This is a genomic window from Alicyclobacillus tolerans (assembly GCF_900142255.1).
Classification (GTDB): Bacteria; Bacillota; Bacilli; order Alicyclobacillales; family Alicyclobacillaceae; genus Alicyclobacillus_I; species Alicyclobacillus_I tolerans.
This window is the reverse complement of sequence record NZ_FRAF01000013.1, coordinates 74909-95899: the sequence shown is the minus strand read 5'-3', so window position 1 is coordinate 95899 and position 20991 is coordinate 74909. Positions and strand designations below refer to the sequence as shown.

At 37.9% G+C, this 20991-nt stretch carries 25 protein-coding genes and 1 rRNA gene; 6 read left to right on the top strand and 20 right to left on the bottom strand.

The features are described 5' to 3' along the window. A 16S ribosomal RNA gene (locus BUA75_RS08945) occupies nucleotides 1-324 on the bottom strand; the annotation flags it as partial. 728 nt (nucleotides 325-1052) lie between these two features. Beyond that, a complete protein-coding gene (locus BUA75_RS08940; RefSeq protein ID WP_072874252.1) occupies nucleotides 1053-2423 on the bottom strand; it encodes a UvrD-helicase domain-containing protein in 1371 nt (456 codons plus the stop codon). Nucleotides 2424-2535: 112 nt separating this feature from the next. On the opposite strand from BUA75_RS08940, the gene BUA75_RS08935 reads away from it, so the two are divergent. Then, nucleotides 2536-3225, top strand: a complete 690-nt coding sequence (locus tag BUA75_RS08935; protein ID WP_072874251.1) for a metallophosphoesterase — start codon at nucleotides 2536-2538, stop codon at nucleotides 3223-3225. Nucleotides 3226-4226: 1001 nt separating this feature from the next. On the opposite strand, the gene BUA75_RS08925 is transcribed toward BUA75_RS08935, so the two are convergent. The 3 genes from BUA75_RS08925 to BUA75_RS15880 form a co-directional block, all read right to left on the bottom strand. Next, nucleotides 4227-4949, bottom strand: a complete 723-nt coding sequence (locus BUA75_RS08925) for a class I SAM-dependent methyltransferase (RefSeq protein ID WP_072874249.1) — start codon at nucleotides 4947-4949, stop codon at nucleotides 4227-4229. 73 nt (nucleotides 4950-5022) lie between these two features. Next, nucleotides 5023-5739 carry a S1C family serine protease gene (locus BUA75_RS08920; protein ID WP_072874248.1) on the bottom strand — a complete coding sequence of 239 codons (717 nt, stop codon included), beginning with the start codon at nucleotides 5737-5739 and terminating at the stop codon, nucleotides 5023-5025. A gap of 148 nt (nucleotides 5740-5887) precedes the next feature. Beyond that, entirely contained in the window at nucleotides 5888-6058 is a 171-nt protein-coding gene (locus tag BUA75_RS15880) for a hypothetical protein (protein WP_165611985.1), read from the bottom strand. Nucleotides 6059-6147: 89 nt separating this feature from the next. Between BUA75_RS15880 and BUA75_RS08915 the strand changes: the two genes are divergently transcribed. After that, nucleotides 6148-6384: a DUF1450 domain-containing protein gene (locus tag BUA75_RS08915; protein WP_072874273.1), complete on the top strand. Its 237-nt coding sequence runs from the start codon at nucleotides 6148-6150 to the stop codon at nucleotides 6382-6384. A 17-nt stretch (nucleotides 6385-6401) separates the two neighbouring features. Here the strand turns inward: BUA75_RS08915 and BUA75_RS08910 are convergent, their stop codons facing one another. From BUA75_RS08910 to BUA75_RS08900, 3 genes are all read right to left on the bottom strand, one after another. Beyond that, the gene (locus BUA75_RS08910; RefSeq protein ID WP_129583587.1) at nucleotides 6402-7289 is read right to left on the bottom strand and encodes a DUF2797 domain-containing protein; all 888 of its coding nucleotides are present in this window, start codon (nucleotides 7287-7289) and stop codon (nucleotides 6402-6404) included. A gap of 12 nt (nucleotides 7290-7301) precedes the next feature. After that, nucleotides 7302-7706: a hypothetical protein gene (locus tag BUA75_RS08905; protein WP_072874271.1), complete on the bottom strand. Its 405-nt coding sequence runs from the start codon at nucleotides 7704-7706 to the stop codon at nucleotides 7302-7304. Between the two features lie 212 nt (nucleotides 7707-7918). After that, nucleotides 7919-8605, bottom strand: a complete 687-nt coding sequence (locus BUA75_RS08900; RefSeq protein ID WP_129583585.1) for a Sir2 family NAD-dependent protein deacetylase — start codon at nucleotides 8603-8605, stop codon at nucleotides 7919-7921. 100 nt (nucleotides 8606-8705) lie between these two features. Between BUA75_RS08900 and BUA75_RS08895 the strand changes: the two genes are divergently transcribed. Next, the gene (locus tag BUA75_RS08895) at nucleotides 8706-9113 is read left to right on the top strand and encodes a helix-turn-helix domain-containing protein (protein WP_072874247.1); all 408 of its coding nucleotides are present in this window, start codon (nucleotides 8706-8708) and stop codon (nucleotides 9111-9113) included. 207 nt (nucleotides 9114-9320) lie between these two features. Here BUA75_RS08895 and BUA75_RS08890 read toward each other — a convergent pair whose 3' ends face one another. From BUA75_RS08890 to BUA75_RS08835, 12 genes are all read right to left on the bottom strand, one after another. Then, nucleotides 9321-11072: a HAMP domain-containing sensor histidine kinase gene (locus BUA75_RS08890; protein ID WP_072874246.1), complete on the bottom strand. Its 1752-nt coding sequence runs from the start codon at nucleotides 11070-11072 to the stop codon at nucleotides 9321-9323. Beyond that, a complete protein-coding gene (locus BUA75_RS08885) occupies nucleotides 11069-11776 on the bottom strand; it encodes a response regulator transcription factor (protein WP_072874245.1) in 708 nt (235 codons plus the stop codon). Before BUA75_RS08885 ends, BUA75_RS08890 begins: the two co-directional genes overlap by 4 nt. A 58-nt stretch (nucleotides 11777-11834) precedes the next feature. Then, entirely contained in the window at nucleotides 11835-12680 is an 846-nt protein-coding gene (locus tag BUA75_RS08880) for a pseudouridine synthase (RefSeq protein ID WP_072874244.1), read from the bottom strand. Nucleotides 12681-12803: 123 nt separating this feature from the next. Further along, nucleotides 12804-13334, bottom strand: coding sequence for a spore maturation protein (locus BUA75_RS08875; RefSeq protein ID WP_072874243.1), 531 nt, complete (start codon nucleotides 13332-13334; stop codon nucleotides 12804-12806). Continuing rightward, a complete protein-coding gene (locus tag BUA75_RS08870; RefSeq protein ID WP_072874242.1) occupies nucleotides 13334-13930 on the bottom strand; it encodes a nucleoside recognition domain-containing protein in 597 nt (198 codons plus the stop codon). The genes BUA75_RS08875 and BUA75_RS08870 overlap by 1 nt, the downstream gene beginning before the upstream one ends. 72 nt (nucleotides 13931-14002) lie before the next feature. Then, nucleotides 14003-14431, bottom strand: coding sequence for a GerW family sporulation protein (gene ytfJ, locus BUA75_RS08865; protein WP_072874241.1), 429 nt, complete (start codon nucleotides 14429-14431; stop codon nucleotides 14003-14005). After that, entirely contained in the window at nucleotides 14407-15060 is a 654-nt protein-coding gene (locus BUA75_RS08860; RefSeq protein ID WP_072874240.1) for a DUF2953 domain-containing protein, read from the bottom strand. Before BUA75_RS08860 ends, ytfJ begins: the two co-directional genes overlap by 25 nt. Before the next feature lie 81 nt (nucleotides 15061-15141). After that, nucleotides 15142-15750 carry an SMC-Scp complex subunit ScpB gene (gene scpB / locus BUA75_RS08855; RefSeq protein ID WP_423219872.1) on the bottom strand — a complete coding sequence of 203 codons (609 nt, stop codon included), beginning with the start codon at nucleotides 15748-15750 and terminating at the stop codon, nucleotides 15142-15144. After that, nucleotides 15710-16507 carry a segregation and condensation protein A gene (locus BUA75_RS08850; RefSeq protein ID WP_072874239.1) on the bottom strand — a complete coding sequence of 266 codons (798 nt, stop codon included), beginning with the start codon at nucleotides 16505-16507 and terminating at the stop codon, nucleotides 15710-15712. The genes scpB and BUA75_RS08850 overlap by 41 nt, the downstream gene beginning before the upstream one ends. Before the next feature lie 143 nt (nucleotides 16508-16650). Next, complete coding sequence (locus BUA75_RS08845) at nucleotides 16651-17223, bottom strand: site-2 protease family protein (RefSeq protein ID WP_129583583.1); 573 nt, start codon at nucleotides 17221-17223, stop codon at nucleotides 16651-16653. 159 nt (nucleotides 17224-17382) lie between these two features. Further along, nucleotides 17383-18252, bottom strand: coding sequence for an anti-sigma factor (locus tag BUA75_RS08840; RefSeq protein ID WP_072874237.1), 870 nt, complete (start codon nucleotides 18250-18252; stop codon nucleotides 17383-17385). Further along, the gene (locus BUA75_RS08835) at nucleotides 18249-18821 is read right to left on the bottom strand and encodes an RNA polymerase sigma factor (protein ID WP_072874236.1); all 573 of its coding nucleotides are present in this window, start codon (nucleotides 18819-18821) and stop codon (nucleotides 18249-18251) included. The genes BUA75_RS08840 and BUA75_RS08835 overlap by 4 nt, the downstream gene beginning before the upstream one ends. 333 nt (nucleotides 18822-19154) lie before the next feature. On the opposite strand from BUA75_RS08835, the gene BUA75_RS08830 reads away from it, so the two are divergent. The 3 genes from BUA75_RS08830 (at nucleotide 19155) to tatC (ending at nucleotide 20981) form a co-directional block, all read left to right on the top strand. Then, nucleotides 19155-19880: a ferritin-like domain-containing protein gene (locus BUA75_RS08830; RefSeq protein ID WP_072874235.1), complete on the top strand. Its 726-nt coding sequence runs from the start codon at nucleotides 19155-19157 to the stop codon at nucleotides 19878-19880. 82 nt (nucleotides 19881-19962) lie between these two features. Continuing rightward, nucleotides 19963-20220 (top strand): twin-arginine translocase TatA/TatE family subunit, encoded by a 258-nt coding sequence (locus BUA75_RS08825; RefSeq protein WP_072874234.1) that lies wholly within the window; start codon nucleotides 19963-19965, stop codon nucleotides 20218-20220. Next, complete coding sequence (gene tatC, locus BUA75_RS08820) at nucleotides 20220-20981, top strand: twin-arginine translocase subunit TatC (protein ID WP_072874233.1); 762 nt, start codon at nucleotides 20220-20222, stop codon at nucleotides 20979-20981. Before BUA75_RS08825 ends, tatC begins: the two co-directional genes overlap by 1 nt. Nucleotides 20982-20991 lie beyond the last annotated feature (10 nt).

The following is a 20991-nucleotide window of genomic DNA, read 5'->3' as shown; positions in this document are numbered from 1 at the left end:
CGTGTCTCAGTCCCAGTGTGGCCGGTCACCCTCTCAGGTCGGCTACGCATCGTCGCCTTGGTAGGCCTTTACCCTACCAACTAGCTAATGCGCCGCGGGGTCCTCTCTCAGCGATGCCGTAGCATCCTTTCCCGCATCAGGCATGCGCCTCATGCGCCTATCCGGCCTTAGCACCCGTTTCCAGGCGTTATTCCGGTCTGTTAGGCAGATTCCCCACGTGTTCCTCACCCGTCCGCCGCTGGTATCTTTCGATACCCGCTCGACTTGCATGTATTAGGCACGCCGCCAGCGTTCGTCCTGAGCCAGGATCAAACTCTCAATGTCTTATTCCTTCTCCCTCGCTCTCTCGAGCTTGGGCACTTCTTCTCTGGCGTTTGGTGATTCTTGTGCGTGTTTAGTTTTCAAGGTTCTCTCACTGCCAAGACTCTCTTTCGCGTCCCCTCTTGCAGCGACAGCGACTATCTTACCTCCCTCCGAACTTTTTTGCAACCCCTTTTTGTAATCCTTTTTTTACCTGATCGTGCTGCAAAATGGTCGTTTGGGTAGAGGCGAAAAAAGGAAAAAGCCCAGCGTAGCAAGCATATTTCATATACTGGTGATCGATGCTGTTCTCATCAGATGAACTTGTTTTAGCTTACGCAGTCTTCTGGTGTTGTTCCATCTGGTTTACGGCTAGTGCTGATGCGAGTATCGCGATCGCGTTGATAAGCATGTGTATCTTTACCTTGATTATTCCTTCAAGCGAAGCCGACAGAAGTGCAAGTAGAATCGCTTCACGATGGATAGATCTTGTGCTTTTGGGTTGACGGCTTTCTTAACTTCAAAAGCATACGGTTGGAGAGCCAAGCCCCAAAAAACAGAAGCAGGCGATGGTTGGAGAAGATACAAATAGGACTTCCCTCATCGGAAATTTCTAGTTTCGTCACTTGAAATCTTCTCGAAGGTTGGGGTGAAGTCCTTTTTCATGCCTTCAAATCCCTTGTATCAGATGGATTTAAAATTTTACAGTACACTCACCTTAGAAATTCAAGTTTTAATAATTGAAATTGTCTTCAATGAATGGACATTTGACTTTCGAGAAGGTAAGGAGAAATGTTCATTTTTTTCCCACCATAACGTTGTGGAAAAAAAGTAATTAAAACATGTTTTGCTCTTGTACACGCGACGAAGAATAACCTCCGCTCTTCATCATCTTCACTCGTTAAATTTTGATTATCGCTAGTTGGGATGAGAATATGAGAATCCACATTTCGCAGAAATGGATTCTTTTCTACGGCTCCCAGTAAGAAAACCACATCCCACTCCAGTCCTTTTGCTTCATGAAACGTACAAACTGTCAGATAAAAATGCCGACTATAGTATTTTGGAATCAGTTTTATAAATGGTATCAATTCTCTTCGTGTTCGAGCTAAAATAGCTATGCTCATATTCTTTTTTAAACTAAAAAAATGCAAAAGCAGTTTTTCAATAAAATAATACTCTTCTTCTTCATTCTTAACTGTGACGGCCGCACAATTACCATACATGGAGCTTGTTGGAATCATAATTTTTTCAGATCGATGACTTTGTTTTTCGATAATATTCGATGAATATTTACAGATATCTATATCTGAACGAAAATTATACTGCAAAAAATATTTAGACGTATTAGGAATAAGCTCATCCAAATGGAGCAACCAGTAACTGGATGATCCCCGAAATGAATATATGGCTTGGTCATCATCGCCAACTACAAAAAGCTTAGCGTCAGAAATTTTGATTAATTCATTTAAAACATACCACTGAATGTTATTTGTATCTTGAAACTCATCAACCATGATGAATTCCCATTTTCTCATGACATCTTGAAATGACTTAGAGTGTGTGAATAAAAATAGGCTAAAGAGCAAAATATCTTCAAAGTCCCATCGTTTTTCTACACTTTTATTTTTTTCATATATTTCCAATAAATCCATCTCAAATTGAGAATTTCCATGAATGGGATATCGACTTTTCATACGCATGATGATTTGTACAGCGTCATCTATAAGTTGAGTGGAAAAAGGTTGACTAATAGGCAATAATTTTCGAAGTGCACTCTCAATAAGTTTTCGTTCTTCATGCGATTTTAAGAGAACTGGCATTTCCTTGACAAATGGGAGTATAAATCTGAAAAATTGACCATGAAAAGTTCCAATTCGTAATTTTTTTAACAGTTGTTTGTGTTGAATTTGACCAGTTAATTTTGACATCATGCTTTGAGCGGATTTCCGGGTAAACGTTACAGCCATTGTTTGATCGGAATAAATTTGTCTATTATCAAGCTGATGAGCAAGAAAAGCAGTAAATACAGTTGTTTTACCACTTCCCGGACCAGCAAAAATAACTGTATTTTGAATAGGTTGATTTAAAATGAGACTTTGTTCTGAAGTCCAACGCTCCATGTAATCACCATTTAAAATATAGATGATTCACAAGTTCAAGTACCAGATTGAATAGTAAAAAAAACAATATCAAAAGCTGATTTTAGAATAAATCATTAAGGAGAACTAACACGTGAATGTATTTGCCATTGCAGATTTACATTTATCTTTTTCATCAGAAAAACCCATGGGGATTTTTGGGGATTGTTGGGATAATCATGCGGAAAAAATTAAAGCAAACTGGATCGAGCATATTCATCATGAAGATCTAGTATTAATTGCAGGTGATATATCATGGGCAATGACTTTAGATGAAGTACAAGAAGATTTGAATTGGCTCGGTACATTACCAGGAAAAAAAATTTTAATTAAAGGAAACCATGATTATTGGTGGAATGGTATCGGAAAGGTAAGATCCATATTACCAAAGAATGTATTCGCTATTCAGAATGATTCAATGTTAATCGACGATCTATGTATTTGTGGTACTCGAGGATGGCAATTACCCTCACATCCCAAAACAACATCAGATGATATAAGGTTATACGCTCGAGAAGTGGAGAGACTAAAATTATCCTTGCTTTCTGCACCTAAAAATTGCCAAAAAAAAATGGTGATGCTTCACTATCCGCCATTAAGCTCGAATGGTGATTCCACGGAGATTACTGAATTATTAGAAAAAAATCATATTGATTTATGTATATATGGTCATCTTCATGCTCAAGCACATCAATATGCTTTTGAGGGTTTTAAAAATGGTATAGAATATCGCCTAACAAGTGCTGACTACTTAGATTTTAGCCCCGTAAAATTAAATATCTAACTCGAGTCTCACACCCGATTTAATCCGGTAATGCACCGGTACAACTTGGGATTCTATACAATAAAAAAGCAAAAAACACCCTCATTTTCTGCTAAGTGGATAGAAATTCCTTTGCACCACTTACCTTTTCGTTGCTCAGTTCTGAGAATGAGCGCAACCGCCTCCGTGATGTGGAAGATTCCATCGACAATCGTACTTGCGGTTACAGGCGTTAGAAAGAGTGCATGCAAAAGGCAACAGATGCTCTCTTTGAATTGCTGGCCCAGGCACGAGCCATGAGATTACCGCAAAACACTTGCTATTCGACATTTTGGTTTGCGTATCCAGCAGTCATCCTCAAGGCATTAGACCATTAATCATGTGGTGTGCATGTGCTCAAAGCGTTGCCTAAAGTTGGCTACGAACACGAAGGACGCCGCTTGACGCTCAAAGAGAAAGCGCTATGGGCGGGAGAAAATCCTTGCTTCCGTGATTGTCGCCATTGGTCAAAATGAGAATAACAACCCACTCCCTATCAAGATGGTGTTTGTACGAGACAGGAACTGTTCCCGTCAATGGCTCAAACTTCTTTCCGCAGTTGTAAACCTGTCAGACGACGAAATGATTCGCATCTACTTCAAGCGGTGGGACATTGAGTGTTTTTTCAAGATCAATAATCCAATCTGCGATTGGCAAAGGAACTGCAGGGGCGCACATACAACCAAATATTTGCCCACACCACATAGTTTTCACGAAGTATATCATACTGAAAACTCGACACGGGACGAGCAAGACCCAAGAACGATAGGGGCGCTCTTCTTCGATTGCCTTGACAAACTCAATAACATCCGGTTCGCTGACGCCATGTGTCTACTGCTCGAATGGCCAAAATCCATCATGAATACGGCAGATATCCAAAATGACAACGTTATCTACAGGACTGTTGAACAGTTTATCAACCATTTATCCAGATCTATCAAGGAAACCTGGTTGCCTAGGGTGCGAAACTATAGAATTTAAGCTTACTTGTTAGAAACAAAAATACCGTAACCAATGGTATGAGAATATTTTTCCATCCACTCTGCATTTTCCCGGATAACGCTTAATGCCTGTTGGTTTATGGCCTTACCCATACTGCTATTTAAGTCAAGTGTCTGTGAATAGTTAGTAGATTGAACAACTGAACGAAGAGGTTGCATGAATAAAACTTTGGTCTTTTTAAATCCTGCTTTCTGAAAAAGCTGTATCCAACCGTTTTTATCCCAAACGTTTTTTGCTCCGTAGGTTTCAAAAACTGTTTGTTTCCATTCCTGATTAACGGGCATAGTTAAAACCATCTCGACATCTACAAACCTACCTTTTTCAGAAAGAACTCTATATATTTCCATCAAAGCCTTCTGTTGTTTGACAAAAACTAATACACTTTCACATAAAACGACATCGAAAGTGTCATTATCAAACTTCAAATTTTCAATATCACCCATTTGAATATCGATATCTACCCCTTCTTGATTTGCTCTAATTTTACATTTTTCTAACATTTTAGATCTTATATCGAGAGCTGTAACACTACATCCATAATGCTTGGCCAGAAAAACAGCTGTTGCACCGGTTCCGCATCCTACATCTAAAACTTTAAGCCCTGCAGTTGGGTTTATATATGAAATCCATTGATCGGTTGAATATTTCCCACCGGGATGCGCATGAGAAACATTTAACTCAGCTAATGCTTCGTGATAATTCATATACTGATCACTCCTGTTCACATGCAATTCATTAAAAAACACATAATCAATCATTTAAAGTAGCAGCAGATTTTCAATCAACAGGCATTAATTTTTTTAATACTGTTCTTAGAATATCGGCGGGTATCGCAAAACCAATACCTTGTGAACTTTGTGAGACTGCAGTATTCATTCCAATAACTTTGCCCTGCAAATTGAGTAATGGTCCTCCGCTATTACCACGATTTATAGCCGCATCTGTTTGGATTAAATTTTCATAATGACGTTCACCAATGGATAAGGGTCTATTTTTGGCACTTACGATGCCGACAGTCACCGTATTGTCCAATCCAAGTGGAGAACCAAAAGCAAGTACCCATTGTCCAACAGATATGTCTTTCATTTGGGCAATCTCTAACACAGGATATTTATCCTGGAGTGCTTGACAATGAAGCAACGCAATATCATGTTCTTCATCGGTAGAAACAACCGTGCCTGTAAGTGTTTTTTTTGAATCTACAGCTCGCAATATTACTCGATTAGCACCATGGACAACATGTTCATTAGTTAAAAGATATCCATTAGCATGCACCAAGAACCCTGTACCAATATTTACACTTGAATAGGAACGTTCAGGAAGCTGTCCAAAAGGGCCGAAAAACTGAAATGGACGAGAGGAATTTTGTATTTGAACTACTTCAATACCAAATACAGAGCGGCTCCATTTATTTATGATGGATACGAAATCAGGATTTTGGCGAGCTGGTCCATTCTTTAACTTTGAACGATTAAGAGGTTTTTTTTTCTGCATCAAATGTCACCTCACCGTCAGTAAAAACAAAGACTAACGGATCGTATGAGGCAAGATACATTCCTGTGATCAAACTTTATGTATTATAATCAAAGAAGTGACATTTTTTGAGACAACTTATTCAGTCTCTGTTACTTTATTTTGCATATTAAGAAATTTCATTATAAATTTTTGCTCGCACAGCATATTTTCCTGATCTCGTTTTTCGAACTTCGACTTTTCTTTGCTGATGATGAAGGGACTCATTTTGCATTTGTAATGCAAAATAATGAGCTACGGATTGAGATTGAAAAAGTTTAGAATAATACAGCCATGACAAAAAAATCGCCTCCCGGCCATAATATTCCCTATGAATCAGAAATTATGATATGTTCTGAGAATTATTTTTTCAAAGGAGATTTTCTTAAAATGGAATTTAATAAATTGCTCGAAATATGTATATCTAACCCTGCTGTAACCCTGTTACAACAGGAACTCAAAACAATGGAGGAAAAAAATTGGATAACAACGATTACCTATGATTGTTTGGGGTTTTGTGAAACCTGTTCTGAGTGTAGTTATGTATTACTGGAAGGAGATATCATGAGTGCTTCATCTAATCAGGAACTTTTAAAAAAAATCATAGAAGAACTTAAGTTAATTTGAAGCAAAAAAGTTTCAAGTTAATAGCTCACGTTTATCATATATCCCTGATATCTTCTCATATTGATAACGCAGTTTTTAAAAATTAAATAATGTGCTTTCAGGGAAATAAGTGTATCTTCAAATTCTTCATTTTCTTTTAACGAAGCAGGCGAAACTGGCAATTTGGATTGTGAATATAGCGGATCCATGGGATAAAAAAAACGATAACATCGGGAATGATTGACCATCTCAATCTCATCTACATTTAATATCTTTATTTTTTCAAAAAGCAGTTGATATGTAGAAGCAAATTCATCTTCGTCTATGAAATGCGTATTAATCATCTTTCTCCAATTGGTTTTATCCGCCACATATTCAGTCAATAAATGTTCAATTTCACCAGCAACTTTACGAGTAGAGACAGAGCAAAGTAACTTACCAGCGATCGCTCCTTGTTCCATCCATCTCGCTAACTCCCTACCAGCCCTTGTCAATCCAACTTTTGACTTATCAGTATATGAAAGATAAACATAATGGGGTATCATACAATGATTCAAAGCATAGTTCTCGTCACGGCATGTTCCCTGATGGAAATGACAAGTCTCTGGCTTTAATACACATAAATCACATTCTGCTAAACTCACAAAACATGGATAACAATATCCGTTGTTGTATAGTTTTTTTACCTTTCTATGGCAATGAATACAAAACATTTCCCCCGTAATCTTCATACGGATAGTACGACCTAACAATTTATTTAAATGAATTTCAGATTCACTTAATTTGATGTAATAATCAACAGGCTCATTGGGAACTAGTTTTAAATTATAATAAACACCAGATGCAGAATGATACAGAACTATCAACCCATCTTTCATAATGTATTTATAAATATAAAAGTTCCTATCAGATAAAAACTTTTTCACCCAAACAAGATATTATCTAGTATCGTATTTTTGTTGACCAAAAGGTTTGGGTCCAGCAGGTATTCCATCAAATTCAAATAGCCATCCATTTTCCAATTTAAAAAACTTGATATCTGCTTGTTCATCCATCATTAATAGATGAAATAAATTCATATTCGTTTTTAAATAAGGACTTAGATATTCATCTTTAAGATGCAAGTTTAATACTTTCTGTCTATCATCCACAGACAAAGAAATTCCCTGGAAGACATTATAACCCTCAACAGATGAAACTGACAGTCTTTGCTGAGGGGTTGAGTTGTACCACAAATCGTCAAATAAATATCGAGCCATTTTAGATTTCCTACTTTGGTCACTTAGGAATGCGTAAAATGTCAAACTCTTTCCTCCGCATGCTTGCCATATTTTTGAACCCATTTCTATCAAACCATAAAGCCAACGCCCCCTTGGTAAACCAACCAGATTAGGGGGCGAGGAAAAAGGATATGGGAAAGTCTGATTAGATTATAGCTAAGTTTATTCAAAATGGAAATAGGTAAATTATAGTGTGTCTACTATCAAGATAGCTTTCAATTGATGAAACTGATATCATGAGTTTTTTTATTTATTATAAAATACCTTAATTTACTTTATTTGCATAAATAAGGTATTATTGTTTCGGAATTTTGATTAATCCAAATAACAGGTACTTGTTTTGTGGTGGCTATTTTAGGGAAATATCGAATAGGTAACGCATCCATTTCAGTTCCAATAATCAGTAACAAATCAGATTGGCATATCCAATGGGTTGCAAGAGAAACTCCTTTCACTTTTTCACCAACAAATACAAAGCCAGGTCTTAAAATTTGTTTGCAATTTGGACAATTAAAACCATGATGTTTAAGAAAATCAGATTTTAGAATTATAGCACAAGTTTCACATCGTAACTCTCTTAAATTACCGTGAATTTCTATTACATTTTTTGAACCTGCTTCAAAATGAAGTCCATCAATGTTTTGTGTAATAATTTTGAAATTTTTTTTATGGAGATATAGATGAGCATTGTTTGGCAGTGCTTTCTTCCATTCGAAGAAAATTTGATAATAAAAATCAAAATACCTCTCAGGTTCTCTTCTCCAAAAATCTTTTAAAAATAATTGATGTACTGTTTTGCCCTGAAAATTCATCTCATTTACAGGCAAACCACTCGCTACGCTAATTCCTGCACCAGTTATACACACTGGAAAATTAGCCTTTAACAGCAGCATTTTGATATTTTTCGCTACTTCAACCCAATCTTTGTGACTCAAATCATAAATCAAGCATCCATCACTCACTCATAATTTTATATTTATATTTGATCCATACTTTACAAATCCGATAATGTTCAATATATTATCGTTGTAAGGCAAAATTACTTAAAATGGAGGAATTGGATTGAAAGATTCTTTTGGTTATCGTATACGTCGAATTCGACAACAAAGAGATTGGTCACAACAAGAATTAGCGCTTCGTTCAGGTATATCTACACCACATATCTCTTCTCTCGAAAGGGATATTCGACAACCTTCATTGGAATACGCCAAAAGATTAGCCAATGCTTTAGGAGTACCCTTAACCGCACTATGTGATAACACGAAGGAACTAAAAATGCCTAAGATTTTAGAATCAACAGAAGACTGGCCGGTAGAAATTCAAAATTTAATTTTGAATGAAGAAGCTGCTCCCTATTTAGAAGCAGCACAGCAAATGAGTATTCTTCCAAAAGAAGAATCTGAGTTTATATCATTAATTATTGATTTACTTGTTCAGAAATTTACTTATAAATCAAAACATAATGAATGATCACAATAAGACTTTAACACCGTAGCGCCCTCGCTGCGTTTGAAAAATACCTACGTAGCGAGGTGGAAAATACGAAAGTAACTGATGATTAGGTTGATCTACAATTCTGGCCACTAGGCAAGAAGCCTGAAATCTGGTGTCATACAATTTACTTAGATATATCCAAGCCATTTTATGATTTCTTCTTTCTTGTAAATTGATTTCAATTTATATTCTATTTTCAGTTACTTGCCGTTTTAAGGGTAATACAACTGTAAATGTAGTTCCAACATGAAGTGCGCTTTTAACAATAATTTCTCCACCATGCTTTACAATAATGTATCGAGCAATTGCAAGTCCTAATCCAGTCCCTCCTGCAGAACGTGTACGAGCTTTGTCTGCTTTATAAAAGCGTTCAAAAACATATGGGACGTCCTCAGGAGGTATACCGCTACCTGTATCTTTAACTTGTATATAGACATAATGCGTCTCTGTTTCGATAGAAATTTCGATTTTACCTTTTTCTGTATGCCTAAACGCATTATCCAAAAGATTAGTAAATACTTGTTCTAAGCGATCTTTATCTGCCTCAAGTAAAATGGGTCTGTCAAATAAATGAACTTGTAAAGATACTCCCTTTTCTGAGGATAAGGTGAAAAATTTTCTTGATACTTTTTTAATTAATGAATTGATCTCTACGGGTGCATATTTCATTTGAAATTGGCCCGATTCGAGTGAAGCTAAATCCAGCAAATCGTTAACCAATCTTTTCATGCGCATAGCTTCTTCGTGAATAATTTGTACTAATTCACGACGCATTTCTGGATCATTATCCAATTCGTCTAACAAAGCTTCACTATAACCTTGCAGCATACTTAGTGGTGTTCTTAATTCATGTGAAACATTGGCTAAAAAATCTTTCCGTAGAGAATCCATTTGTCGTTCTTCAGTAATATCCCTGAGAACTGTTAAGGTCCCACGTACCAGTTGACTGTCCGGTTCTCTTAGAGGGATGACATGTAAAAGAATATTCCTATCTTGCCATAGCCATTCACGGCTCATTGATTCGCCATGATTCTGCACAGCTTGTAAGAGGCTTTGCATGGCATCTGGCAACTGTGAGACATCTACAATTCCTCTCTCTGAAAGTGACATCTGACGTAAAATTCGCAATGCTGGAAGATTGGCTAATGTTATCTGTCCTAAGGTATTGGTTGCCATCACACCATCCTGCAAGGATTGGAGAATGGTGCTCAGTTGATCTCTTTCCATTGAAAGTGCATGAATGGTGTGATCGAGTTGAGCAGCCATTGCATTAAATGTACTTCCCAAACGTCCAACTTCATCACTGGTCACAACATTGACTCGATGCTTAAAATCACCTGATTGCATCAATTCGGCTGCATGGTTCATTTCAACAAGTGGTTTAGAAAGATTCTTTGAGACTACAAAAGCTAATCCAGTAGCCAAAAACACGCCCAACAATACATCAAAAAGTATGAGATTACGCATATGGTCAAGCGGAGCATCTAATACACTCATTTGTTGTGAAACGGCAAGCAGGCCAGGGTTTTGACCAGGCCTTTTTACTAAATCGTAAATCGTGATTTGGGGTGAACCATTTCCAATTTGTCGAATAATAATGGGTTTACCCGATTGAAGTTGATAGCGTTCTGATGTGCTCAGTGAACGAAACTGCTTGTCCAATGCATTGTTCTCTTTTAAAGAAGGCGTATAACTCATTTCCGCATTTTGAACTTTTTTGAGAAGATTTTTCGATAATAATAAATGTTCTAGATTATCGTTTTTCTGTAGTTCATCAGAGATGGATAAAGTCCAATGAATAAGGGAAGAGGATTGATTATCTTCCACATATGTTGCAAAAAATTGTTGTAGCAAAACAGATAACAACACAAGCACCACGACAACCATACCAACAATCGTCAGCCAAAGTTTTAAAACAATACTGTTCTTAATCACGCGATAACCTCAAATTTATATCCTACTCCCCAGACAGTTACAATATAATGGCTAACTCTTTCGGAAAGTTGTCCAAGTTTTTCGCGTAATCTTTTTACATGAGTATCTACAGTTCTTTGATCACCATAAAATTGATAATTCCAGACATCTCTAAGTAATTCTTCACGACTAAAAACTTTGTCAGGCCGCTGAGACATATACACAAGTAAATCAAACTCTTTTGGAGTCAAACTCACTTCTTTTCCTTCGACTTCTACACGCCGTGCATCGATATGAATTAAAAGCCCCGGAAAAGAAAGAGTTTGTTGTAAGTCCGCCTTGAAAAATTCAGTCTCTCCAGACCTTTTTAAAAGTGCCTTCACTCTCATGACAAGCTCACGAGGAGAAAAAGGTTTAACGACATAATCGTCTGCTCCAATTTCAAAACCATGTACTCGACTCATTTCATCCCCTGCCGCAGTCAACATCATAATAGGCGTCTCAGCATGTTGGCGAACCTGAGTGCATACATCACGCCCGTCCATTTCAGGTAACATAAGATCTAAAATAATAAGAGACAACGGTTCATTAAGTGCAATTTCCAACGCATCTTTACCATTATCTGCTTCAATAATTTCAAAACCACTACGCTCGAGGTACATTCTTACTAAGCGACGTATTCGTTCTTCGTCGTCCACCACCAGAATACGCGGTTTCTGTGGCATGCTCATCCCCCGTCTCGAAATTTTTATTTAATGATGTAACATCTCGACTGGTTTCGTTCTAAGTCTTATTTCTTTGGGCTTGTCCATTGCCCTTTTTCTTATCTGATTGATTTTGCAAATTTCTTATACGTCGCTCCGAAGCAAGTTTATAAGTTTGAATGATTTCTTTAGGATAGTCAGGTATGGGTAAATTGCAAATTCTATAAATGTCTTCCCATTCTTTTTCATCTAAAAATCTCCATTGTCCAACTCTTAAATCATTTAACTGGAGAGGACCAAATGCTATTCTTTTTAAACGTTTAACGGGTAAATCCAATTTCTCGAACATCCGTCGAATTTGACGGTTTTTTCCTTCGAAAATTTCTATGTCTACAACAGATTCTTTAGGATGCTGACGCAAAGCCCAGACTTTTGCTGGAGCAGTTACGCCATCTTCCAGCTCAATTCCCTGCTCCAAATTTCTTACAATTTTTTTATCCACCATACCTAAAGCTGTCACTCGATATAATTTGCCAATATGATGACTTGGATGAAGAAGTTTATGAGTTAATTCCCCATCGTTTGTAAGTAGCAATAAACCACTAGAATCATAATCCAGCCTTCCTACGGGATAAAGTCTAAAAGGCAATGATGATATCTTCTCCATAACTGTTTTTCTTCCCTCTGGATCGGTAACAGAGGAAATACGCGAAGTAGGTTTGTGCAACAGAATAGATATTTTAGGTTCTGCAGCAATTGGATGTCCGTCCACTGTGATTTCTTGAATCATTGGGTCGGCTTTGGTTCCCAATTCCTTAACAATCTTTCCATCAATGGCCACCCTACCAGATAGAATATACTCTTCACATTTTCTTCTTGAAGCAATTCCTGCGGACGCCAAGACTTTTTGTAATCGCTCTTCCATGTATGAATATCTCCATTTCTATGGGACATGGAGTCATTATACCCTAATTACACGCATTTCCACGCTTTTTCAAGGAGTGGCTTGACAAGAAATAAACTGACTTGAAAATGATATCCTTTACTCTTATTTAAAAACATGCACTGCAAACACACTAGCCACAATAGCAACCAAATCAGATAAAAGCCCTACTGTAAGTGCATAACGAAACTTTTGAATTCCTACGCTGCCGAAATAAACTGTTAAAATGTAGAGCGTAGTGTCTGTACTTGCCTGCATAGTCGAAGCCAATACTCCCGTCGTACTGTCTGGTCCTTTACTTTTCAGTACCTGGATCATCATAGCGAGACTTCCTTGTCCGCTAATCGGACGGAGCAAACCAAGCGGAGCCACTTCGGGAGGAATATGTAAAATGCTTAAGACTGGGGTTAACCAATGAATCAATATCCCCATAGCTCCTGAAGCACTAAAAACTTGAACAGCAACCATCATAGCAACTAGATGAGGAATAAGTTTAACCGCAGTGGCAAAACCCGATTTAGCTCCCTCGACAAACGTATTATATAAAGGAACACGTCGAATAAAACCGCTAATTAGAATAGTGCAAACTAAAATAGGGAGTAACCATTCGGAAATTTGTATGAAAAATTGTTGCATTATACCCATCTCCCGGAACGACGTGACCAGGATCGAAATATTTTATCAAAGATTAAAGCAGCTATAGTGCCAATAAAAGTTGCTAGTAAAGTAGGTCCAATGACAGAGGTGGGGTGCTGTGCATGCAATTGCATGCGAATGGCAATAACAGTGGTTGGAATCAGAGTAATACTTGCTGTATTGACAGCAAGTAACGTACACATTGCATCACTTGCAGTATCTTTTTTTGTATTAAGATCTTGTAATTCTTTCATAGCGCGCAACCCAAGTGGTGTCGCAGCATTACCAATCCCAAGTATATTTGCACTCATATTCGCTAAGATAGCTCCCATAGCTGGATGGTCAGAAGGAACGGATGGAAATATTTTTTTGGCCACCGGCCTCATTAATCGCGACAGAAAAGTAATAGCTCCAGCTTTTTCTGCAATATGCATTAATCCCATCCAGAGAACAATAACACTTATCAGACCAAAACAAAGCTCTACACCATGTTCTGCTCCAGTCAGAATAGCACTTGAGACAGCAGGCATTTTACCAGTTAGTAAAGCAGTTCCAATTCCAACCAGAAACAAAAGAAGCCAAATAAAATCAATCATGCGTATCCCCCCGTGCAGCATATCCTTTGATTGAAAGTATGCTTACAGAGGGACAGGCATGACCGAAATTTATCAAACAACCGGGGTTTGATCAGATTTACCTTGATTTTTATTCGAAGAGCCTTTAAACATTGATTGAATTTTCTCCATAACAATTGGAGCCATATCCATAAGTCGATCGTAAAGTTGATTTTCGTTGTCAGTAGATAAGAGCCTGACTTGGTTGCCATGAACAATAAGAAACCCAATGGGAGTAATAGACACTCCACCACCTGAGCCACCGCCAAATGGTAAATTGTCATCATCGGATACATGGCCGCGATCGTGATCTACAGAAAATTCACTGCCGCCAGCAGCAAACCCGAAACCCACTTTAGAGACTGGCAAAATAACGGTACCGTCTGGTGTTTCAACGGGATCGCCAATGATAGTATTGACATCGACCATTTCTCTTATATTGGCCATGGCGGTTTGCATTAATCCTTGAATGGGATGCTCCATGAACTTTTCATCCTCCTCCAAACAAAAAAGAAACGAATCGCAGCGACAATAGCATGCCCTGTGGAAATTGAAAATATGCCTTTCGCGGATAGTTCCAAAGAATTTCGGTGATACACAGGTTCAACTTGAATTTTCGGTTTTACCATGAGCCTGAACATTTTAGACATTTCTCCAGTCACAAGAGACAATACTGTCCATGAAAATCCTGTTAAAACCCCGGTGTACATAGCATTTTCTAAACCAATGGCAACTTTGAAATGAAAAGTCAAAATCTTGATTCTGCGCAATACCGGTTTAAGCTCTTTTAGACAGACACGAGCAAAATGACTCCATTGAGGAATATTCTCAATAAAGTTAAAAATCTCTTCTAGAGAAAAATGCTCTGTAGCATGATTGCCGTTCTTGTGTCCTTCGACATGAAGACTTGGTCCATGATGCGTTACTTTAGGTTGGATTTTCAAAAGTTGATGCCTAATTTTAATCAGACCAAAAAGAAGACTGATGGTTACTATACCCTCATCATCATGTCCAGTGCGCATAAACTGTAGTGTACAACGTATAGGAAGAACGGCTATGATTAGAACAAATACAACCAGTCCAGCAACAATAAAAAAAATAGCGCCTAACACAAATCATCGCCCACCTTTTTGGACAACTAAAGTTTGTGTCAAGCCCCTGCCTACTATACGCATGAAATGAGAATCTAAATTTTATTCTTGAGGTACATGACTCTCTCTCTCAAAGAGTAGAGTCGTTTCATCACGATCTGTAATTGGCAATTCAGGTAGTTCTTCTAGAGAAGAAATAGCGAATGTTTTTAAAAAGTGATCCGTCGTACCATATAAAAAAGGTCTTCCTGGTCCTTCTTCTCTTCCAACTTCACGAATTAATAAACGATGTAGCAATGTTTGAATCGCTCTTTCCGAACTTACCCCACGTATTTTTTCTATACGCGATCTCGTTATGGGCTGTTGATAGGCAATTACAGCCAATGTTTCTAAAGCAGCGGAAGATAATGAAGTAGCAATAGGAGTATCCGCCATTCTTCGTAAGTAAAGTGCATGTTCAGGTTTTGTTGCCAATTGCCAAGTGTTTGCACTCTCAATCAACTGTATTCCTGATTCTGGTTGTTGTAATTTTAATTGCAATTGTCTACAAGAAGCAATTACCTCTTGTTGAGGTATTTGCAATATATCAGCAATTTCTTCCGTACTGAGTCCATCTGTTCCAGCAACAAACAAAATAGCTTCAATCGCAGAGATCAAATTAATGAGCATCTTAACCTCCATTTTTAGTTTCTGAAGTTGTTGCTGTTTCAGCCATAGTTTGCAAACTCTCATCTGATAATTTGGAAATAATAGTAATATCGCCAAAAAGTTCTGATTGGTAACAATAAATTTGTTGATAGCGCATTAATTCCAATAACGCTAAAAAATAAGCTACCCATTCGCTACGCGAATAGACATTGTACATAAGCTCACGCAATGTACAGTGTTGCAATCGCAGTAATTTCTCCTTTATTTCTTCAATGACATCTTCCACCCGAGCAACATAAGCGCGAATTGCAGCTACGGGTTTATCTTTAGGCCTACGTCGGTATAATTGGCGCATAGCCTCAAATAGTTTCCAAGCACTCATTTCAGATAAAGGAGGCAAATGCTCAGGTGCATAAGGAGATAAGTCGGTAGCTGGCCGACCAAATAAATCCGAACGAAGAAGCTGTTTTTCTTTCAATAATTCCGATGCTATTTTAATTTTCTCATATTCAATCAACTGTTCCACCAACTCAGCGCGTGGATCCATTTCATCTTCATCTTCATCTTGTTTTTTGCTTTTTGGCAGGAGCATGCGACTTTTAATGGCTAATAATGTGGCTGCCATAACCACAAATTCACTAGCTTGTTCCAAGTAGCTCTCAGGTAAGGTATCAAGATAGGCCATGTACTGCTCTGTAATTTGAACGATGGGTATATTGTGTATATCAATTTCTTGTTTGCGGATTAAATGCAAAAGTAAATCGAGCGGTCCATTAAAATCACCAATACTTAAAATATAGACACCTTCACTCGATTCCATAAAAAGAACCTCGCTTTATCGACGAACTGTCCTTGCTTTTTGTTTCTCGAACTCGTTTTCATCCAAAACTGCTGCTTACCTTAAAACATAACATGCCTTTGTACTCCCATAGCTATTTCTCTCATTGATATATTATATTTATTTCAAAGCCTCGCGACTGCTTGAGATAACAACCCTACAATTTCGTTAATGAGTGGGATATAAAAATTATCGATAACTGAAGGAATTAAAAAAAGAATTATTAAAATAAAGGGACCATAAAAATCAAGCTTATAAAACCACTTTTGCGTTGAATCAGGAAATAAATTACGCAATATTTGTGACCCATCCAAAGGGGGAATGGGAATAAGATTAAAGAGACACAGACTGACATTCACCAGTGCAATCAATTCAATAATTTGTCCTAACATTGAATAAGGGTCAAACAGAACCCATTGCCATATGATTAAGGCGATCAATGCCAGTAAGAAATTAGAAAATGGACCTGCAGCAGCCACTAAAATCGTGCCTAACCGACGATGCTTGAGATTAGAAGGATTAAAAGGCACTGGCTTGGCAAAACCTATAGGCCCAAATAACATCAGCAGAAGTCCAACAAGTTGTAAATGTGCTAATGGATTCAAGGTCAATCGACCTTCCAGGCGAGCTGTATGATCACCTAGCAGATCAGCAACCAAGGCATGACTGAATTCGTGGACGACTAAGCTAGCCAGCACGATAAAAATTTGTACAATAAATAGCGGCTGAGTTAGATTAGCTAAAATGTATTGTCGCCTCCATAGTCAAAAAATTCTCAAGCCAATAAAACAAATTGGAAATTACTTCACTACAGAAAAGACATAGGTCCAAATCAAATTTCAATTTATCATATAGAATTAAACAGAAATACTCCCCAATAGTACCAATGGACCTTTGGGTGTTTTATCTATAGCTCTAGGTTCAAGAGTGATGCCAACAGTTTGAAAGGTCTCATTGAATGGGATCAAACTTGCAAAAATAGCTTTACCTTGTGAATTGGGTGTAAAAACACCCAGTGAAACTGGAGGTTGACCTTTTTTAATCAACCATACTTGATAAACCTGAGAACCATATACCGGTTGTAACCCAGAAAAATGGATGAAAAGACTCCTGCCCATCTGTCCATTCTCTATCAAAGCTTGCCCACTAGTGGTATTAAATTGCGCAGTAGCCTTTAATTGTATCGCCTCTGTCATTTGCCCCAAAGGATTTCTATCAGTCAATTGGGATCGATTTTGGAAAACTGGATTTTCAGTATAATAGACAATGCCTGACACAATGAATAGCACAGCCGCTGCCGTCATGGGTATAAACCAACGGTATCTATTTCGATACTTTCCAAAACCAGAAGTTATAGGAATTCGATGACCATCATTTATTTTCCCAAACTTTTCACGATCAGAGTCATTAGATGTTTGATCAGGTAATACGGACGTAATTTCTTTCAAATCGTTTATCTGATGACTCGATAGAACTACAGTTTCTGTTCCTTCTTCATTATCTATGGCATCGTAAACATTTTTCAAAACTCTCTGCTTCATATCCTTAGGTGGCATAGCCATTTCAAAATCATATAGCAACCAATCTTTCAACGGCATCAACAAACTGATTTCATTTTGACATTCTTTACAATTTGTCAGATGCTCTTCAAACATTTGCCGCTCTTCTTTAGTTAAACCATCTAACACGTATAACTCCCGAAGAGAGCACACCTGCTGTTCGTTCATGGTGTCACCTCCCATCCGGTTGCTGTCAATTTATCCTTTAATTTAGCCAATCCCAAACGAATTCTGCTCTTCACCGTACCTATGGGAAGTTGTAATAATTCGGCCATTTCACGTTGCGATAGGCCTTGTAGGTATATACGTTCAATCAGAAGTTTTTGATCACCAGGCAATTCATTAAGCGCATCTTGAATTGTTTGACGCAAAGCGAGCACTTCTGTCCACTCGTACGGTTGTTTAGTATCATCAGGTAGTATTTGTAATACTTCATCATTAGTCGATGAATGAATCAATTTTTGCCGCTTTCTTGCATGATCAATAGCGGTGCGCCTTGCTATGGTCAAAAGCCAGGTTGTCAATTTAGCTTGACGTTCATCATAGGTATGCGCAGCACCCCATACTTTAATAAACACATCTTGAACAATTTCTTCCGCAACAAAATCATCGGGAACGGCTTTTCTCGCAAAACTGTATAACAGTCGCTCATAGCGGTCATAAAGAACTTCCATAGCGGTTCGATCTCGATTAGCTATTCTTTTTAATAGTTCGCCATCTGAACAAGTTTCTACCATGCCGCCGCTCCTGTTTTCTCAATTAGGACTTTATCTTCCATAAAATAAGAATTCATGCACCTCTTTGCATAACTCCAATCCGAATAGCATTCTAAAGAATTTTGACATACTTCGTACTTATCCGCAACGCTCGCAATATTAGCCGGTGAGGTTACACCCAAAATAACGATGTGAAGCACCCTCCGTTTTGAAATTATTTATCAAAATGATCTGAGTCTATTCTAAGAGACTTACTAAAAAATTTTTAAATTTATGGTTTTGCGTGATCTTTTATTTGGCAGGCTTCGTATATAGAGGCGAAATCAAACAAATCTCACAGATGAGGTGAAAAAATTGACTGAAAGCCGTACAACTCGCAGAGAATTTCTCAAAAAAGCAGGGTTCATGGGAGCTGCTGTAACTCTTGGAGGATTGGCTGAACCCATTTTATCCGGACCAACCAAAGTTTTTGCAGCTACCGCCGAACCCACACAAGAAATTATTAATCTCGCCTTAACGGCAGAACAACTCGCAACTACATTTTACTACAATGGTGTTATGAATGCAGCTACATTGCCAGTCACCAACAATCAAGACAACCAGCCCTATCTTCGAGCAGCGCTAGACGAAGAAAATATTCATGCGCAAATTCTTTCTGGAGCTGGAGCAAAATCCGTTGCAGGAGATAACCCGAAATTTTATTTTCCAAAAGGAACATTTACAAGTGATCAAACCTTTGCAGCTGTTCTTGAAGCTTTGGAAACGGCATTTATTGAAGCTTATCTTGCAGCTATATATCAATTTGCGAGCAATGGCCGGAATGACCTTGCTCAGTTAGCTGGTCAGATCATGGGAGTTGAAGCGGAACATAGAGTTCTGGGCAGAGTGATTACCAATGAAAGTGTTCCAAATAACATTTCACTCGAAAAAGCTCCCCCAAAAGGTTCTACTGTTGCGGATGTAGCTAAAGCGCTCATTCCGTTCTTATCTAAAAACGACAGTAATCCTGATGGACCATTTTGGTTACCAACTCAGTCACAAATTCAAAATGTAGTCAGTGGTGTCTATAATCCTAACTAATTCATTCCACTTTCTTTCTCCGGACTCCAATTCAAGAGTCCGGAGAATCTTCCACACAAATTTTAAATAGGGAGAGATTCTGATGTTATCAAATATTGGTGTTCCTGGGCTTATACTGATTATTCTTTTTGCACTAATTGTATTTGGTCCGAAAAGATTGCCGGAGTTAGGAAGGTCAATGGGCAAAACGCTAAAGGAATTTAAATCAGCAACCAAAGGACTGACTGGCGACGAAGAAACCGTAGAAGTTTCTGCTACGACTGCTGCGGCAACTGTAAAACCAACAGAAGATATGGGAGAAAATATAATTCACACTGAGTCCAAGGTGTCGAATGAATAATGGACAATGAATGGACGCTAGTTGAACATCTTTCCGAATTACGTCGCAGAGTCGTCTATTCACTCATTTTGGTTGTGCTGTTTTTTATCCTTTCTCTTGTCTTTGTCCACCAAATATTCTCTGTTCTAGAAGCTCCTTTGGGCCATGTTAAACTTGCTGTTCTTGGCCCAGGAGACGTTATTCAAATTTACTTTATGATTGCTGGATTTGGGTCATTGGGCATGTCATTACCATTTATTTTGTATCAATTGTGGAAATTCATCCAACCCGCCCTATCGCCTAAAGAAAGCAGAGCAGCCATGACCATGCTCCCTTTTGCGTTCCTGATGTTTTTAGGAGGAGTAGCATTTTCATATTTCGTTGTTTTTCCAATTGTATTACATTTCTTGCTTCAACTGTCATTTGAAAATTTCATAGTCGTGATGACTGCTCATCGATATTTTTCTTTTTTGGTCAATTTAACGTTGCCTTTTGGTTTGATTTTTGAAATGCCAATAGCGCTCTTGTTTCTTACAAGAATTCATGTTGTTACACCAAGAATGCTATCGAAAATGAGAAAATATGCATATTTTGCAATTATTGTATTTGCCTCACTCATCAGTCCACCAGAACTTGTTTCTCATTTGAGTGTGGCAACACCTATGATGGCTCTCTATGAAATCAGTATTATGCTTTGTCGTCTGCAAGCTCGACGTATGGCCAAAAATATCAATATTTCTAACTCATCAAGCGTAGTATCTAAAAATATTCAAGGTATTTAATAAGCCGATA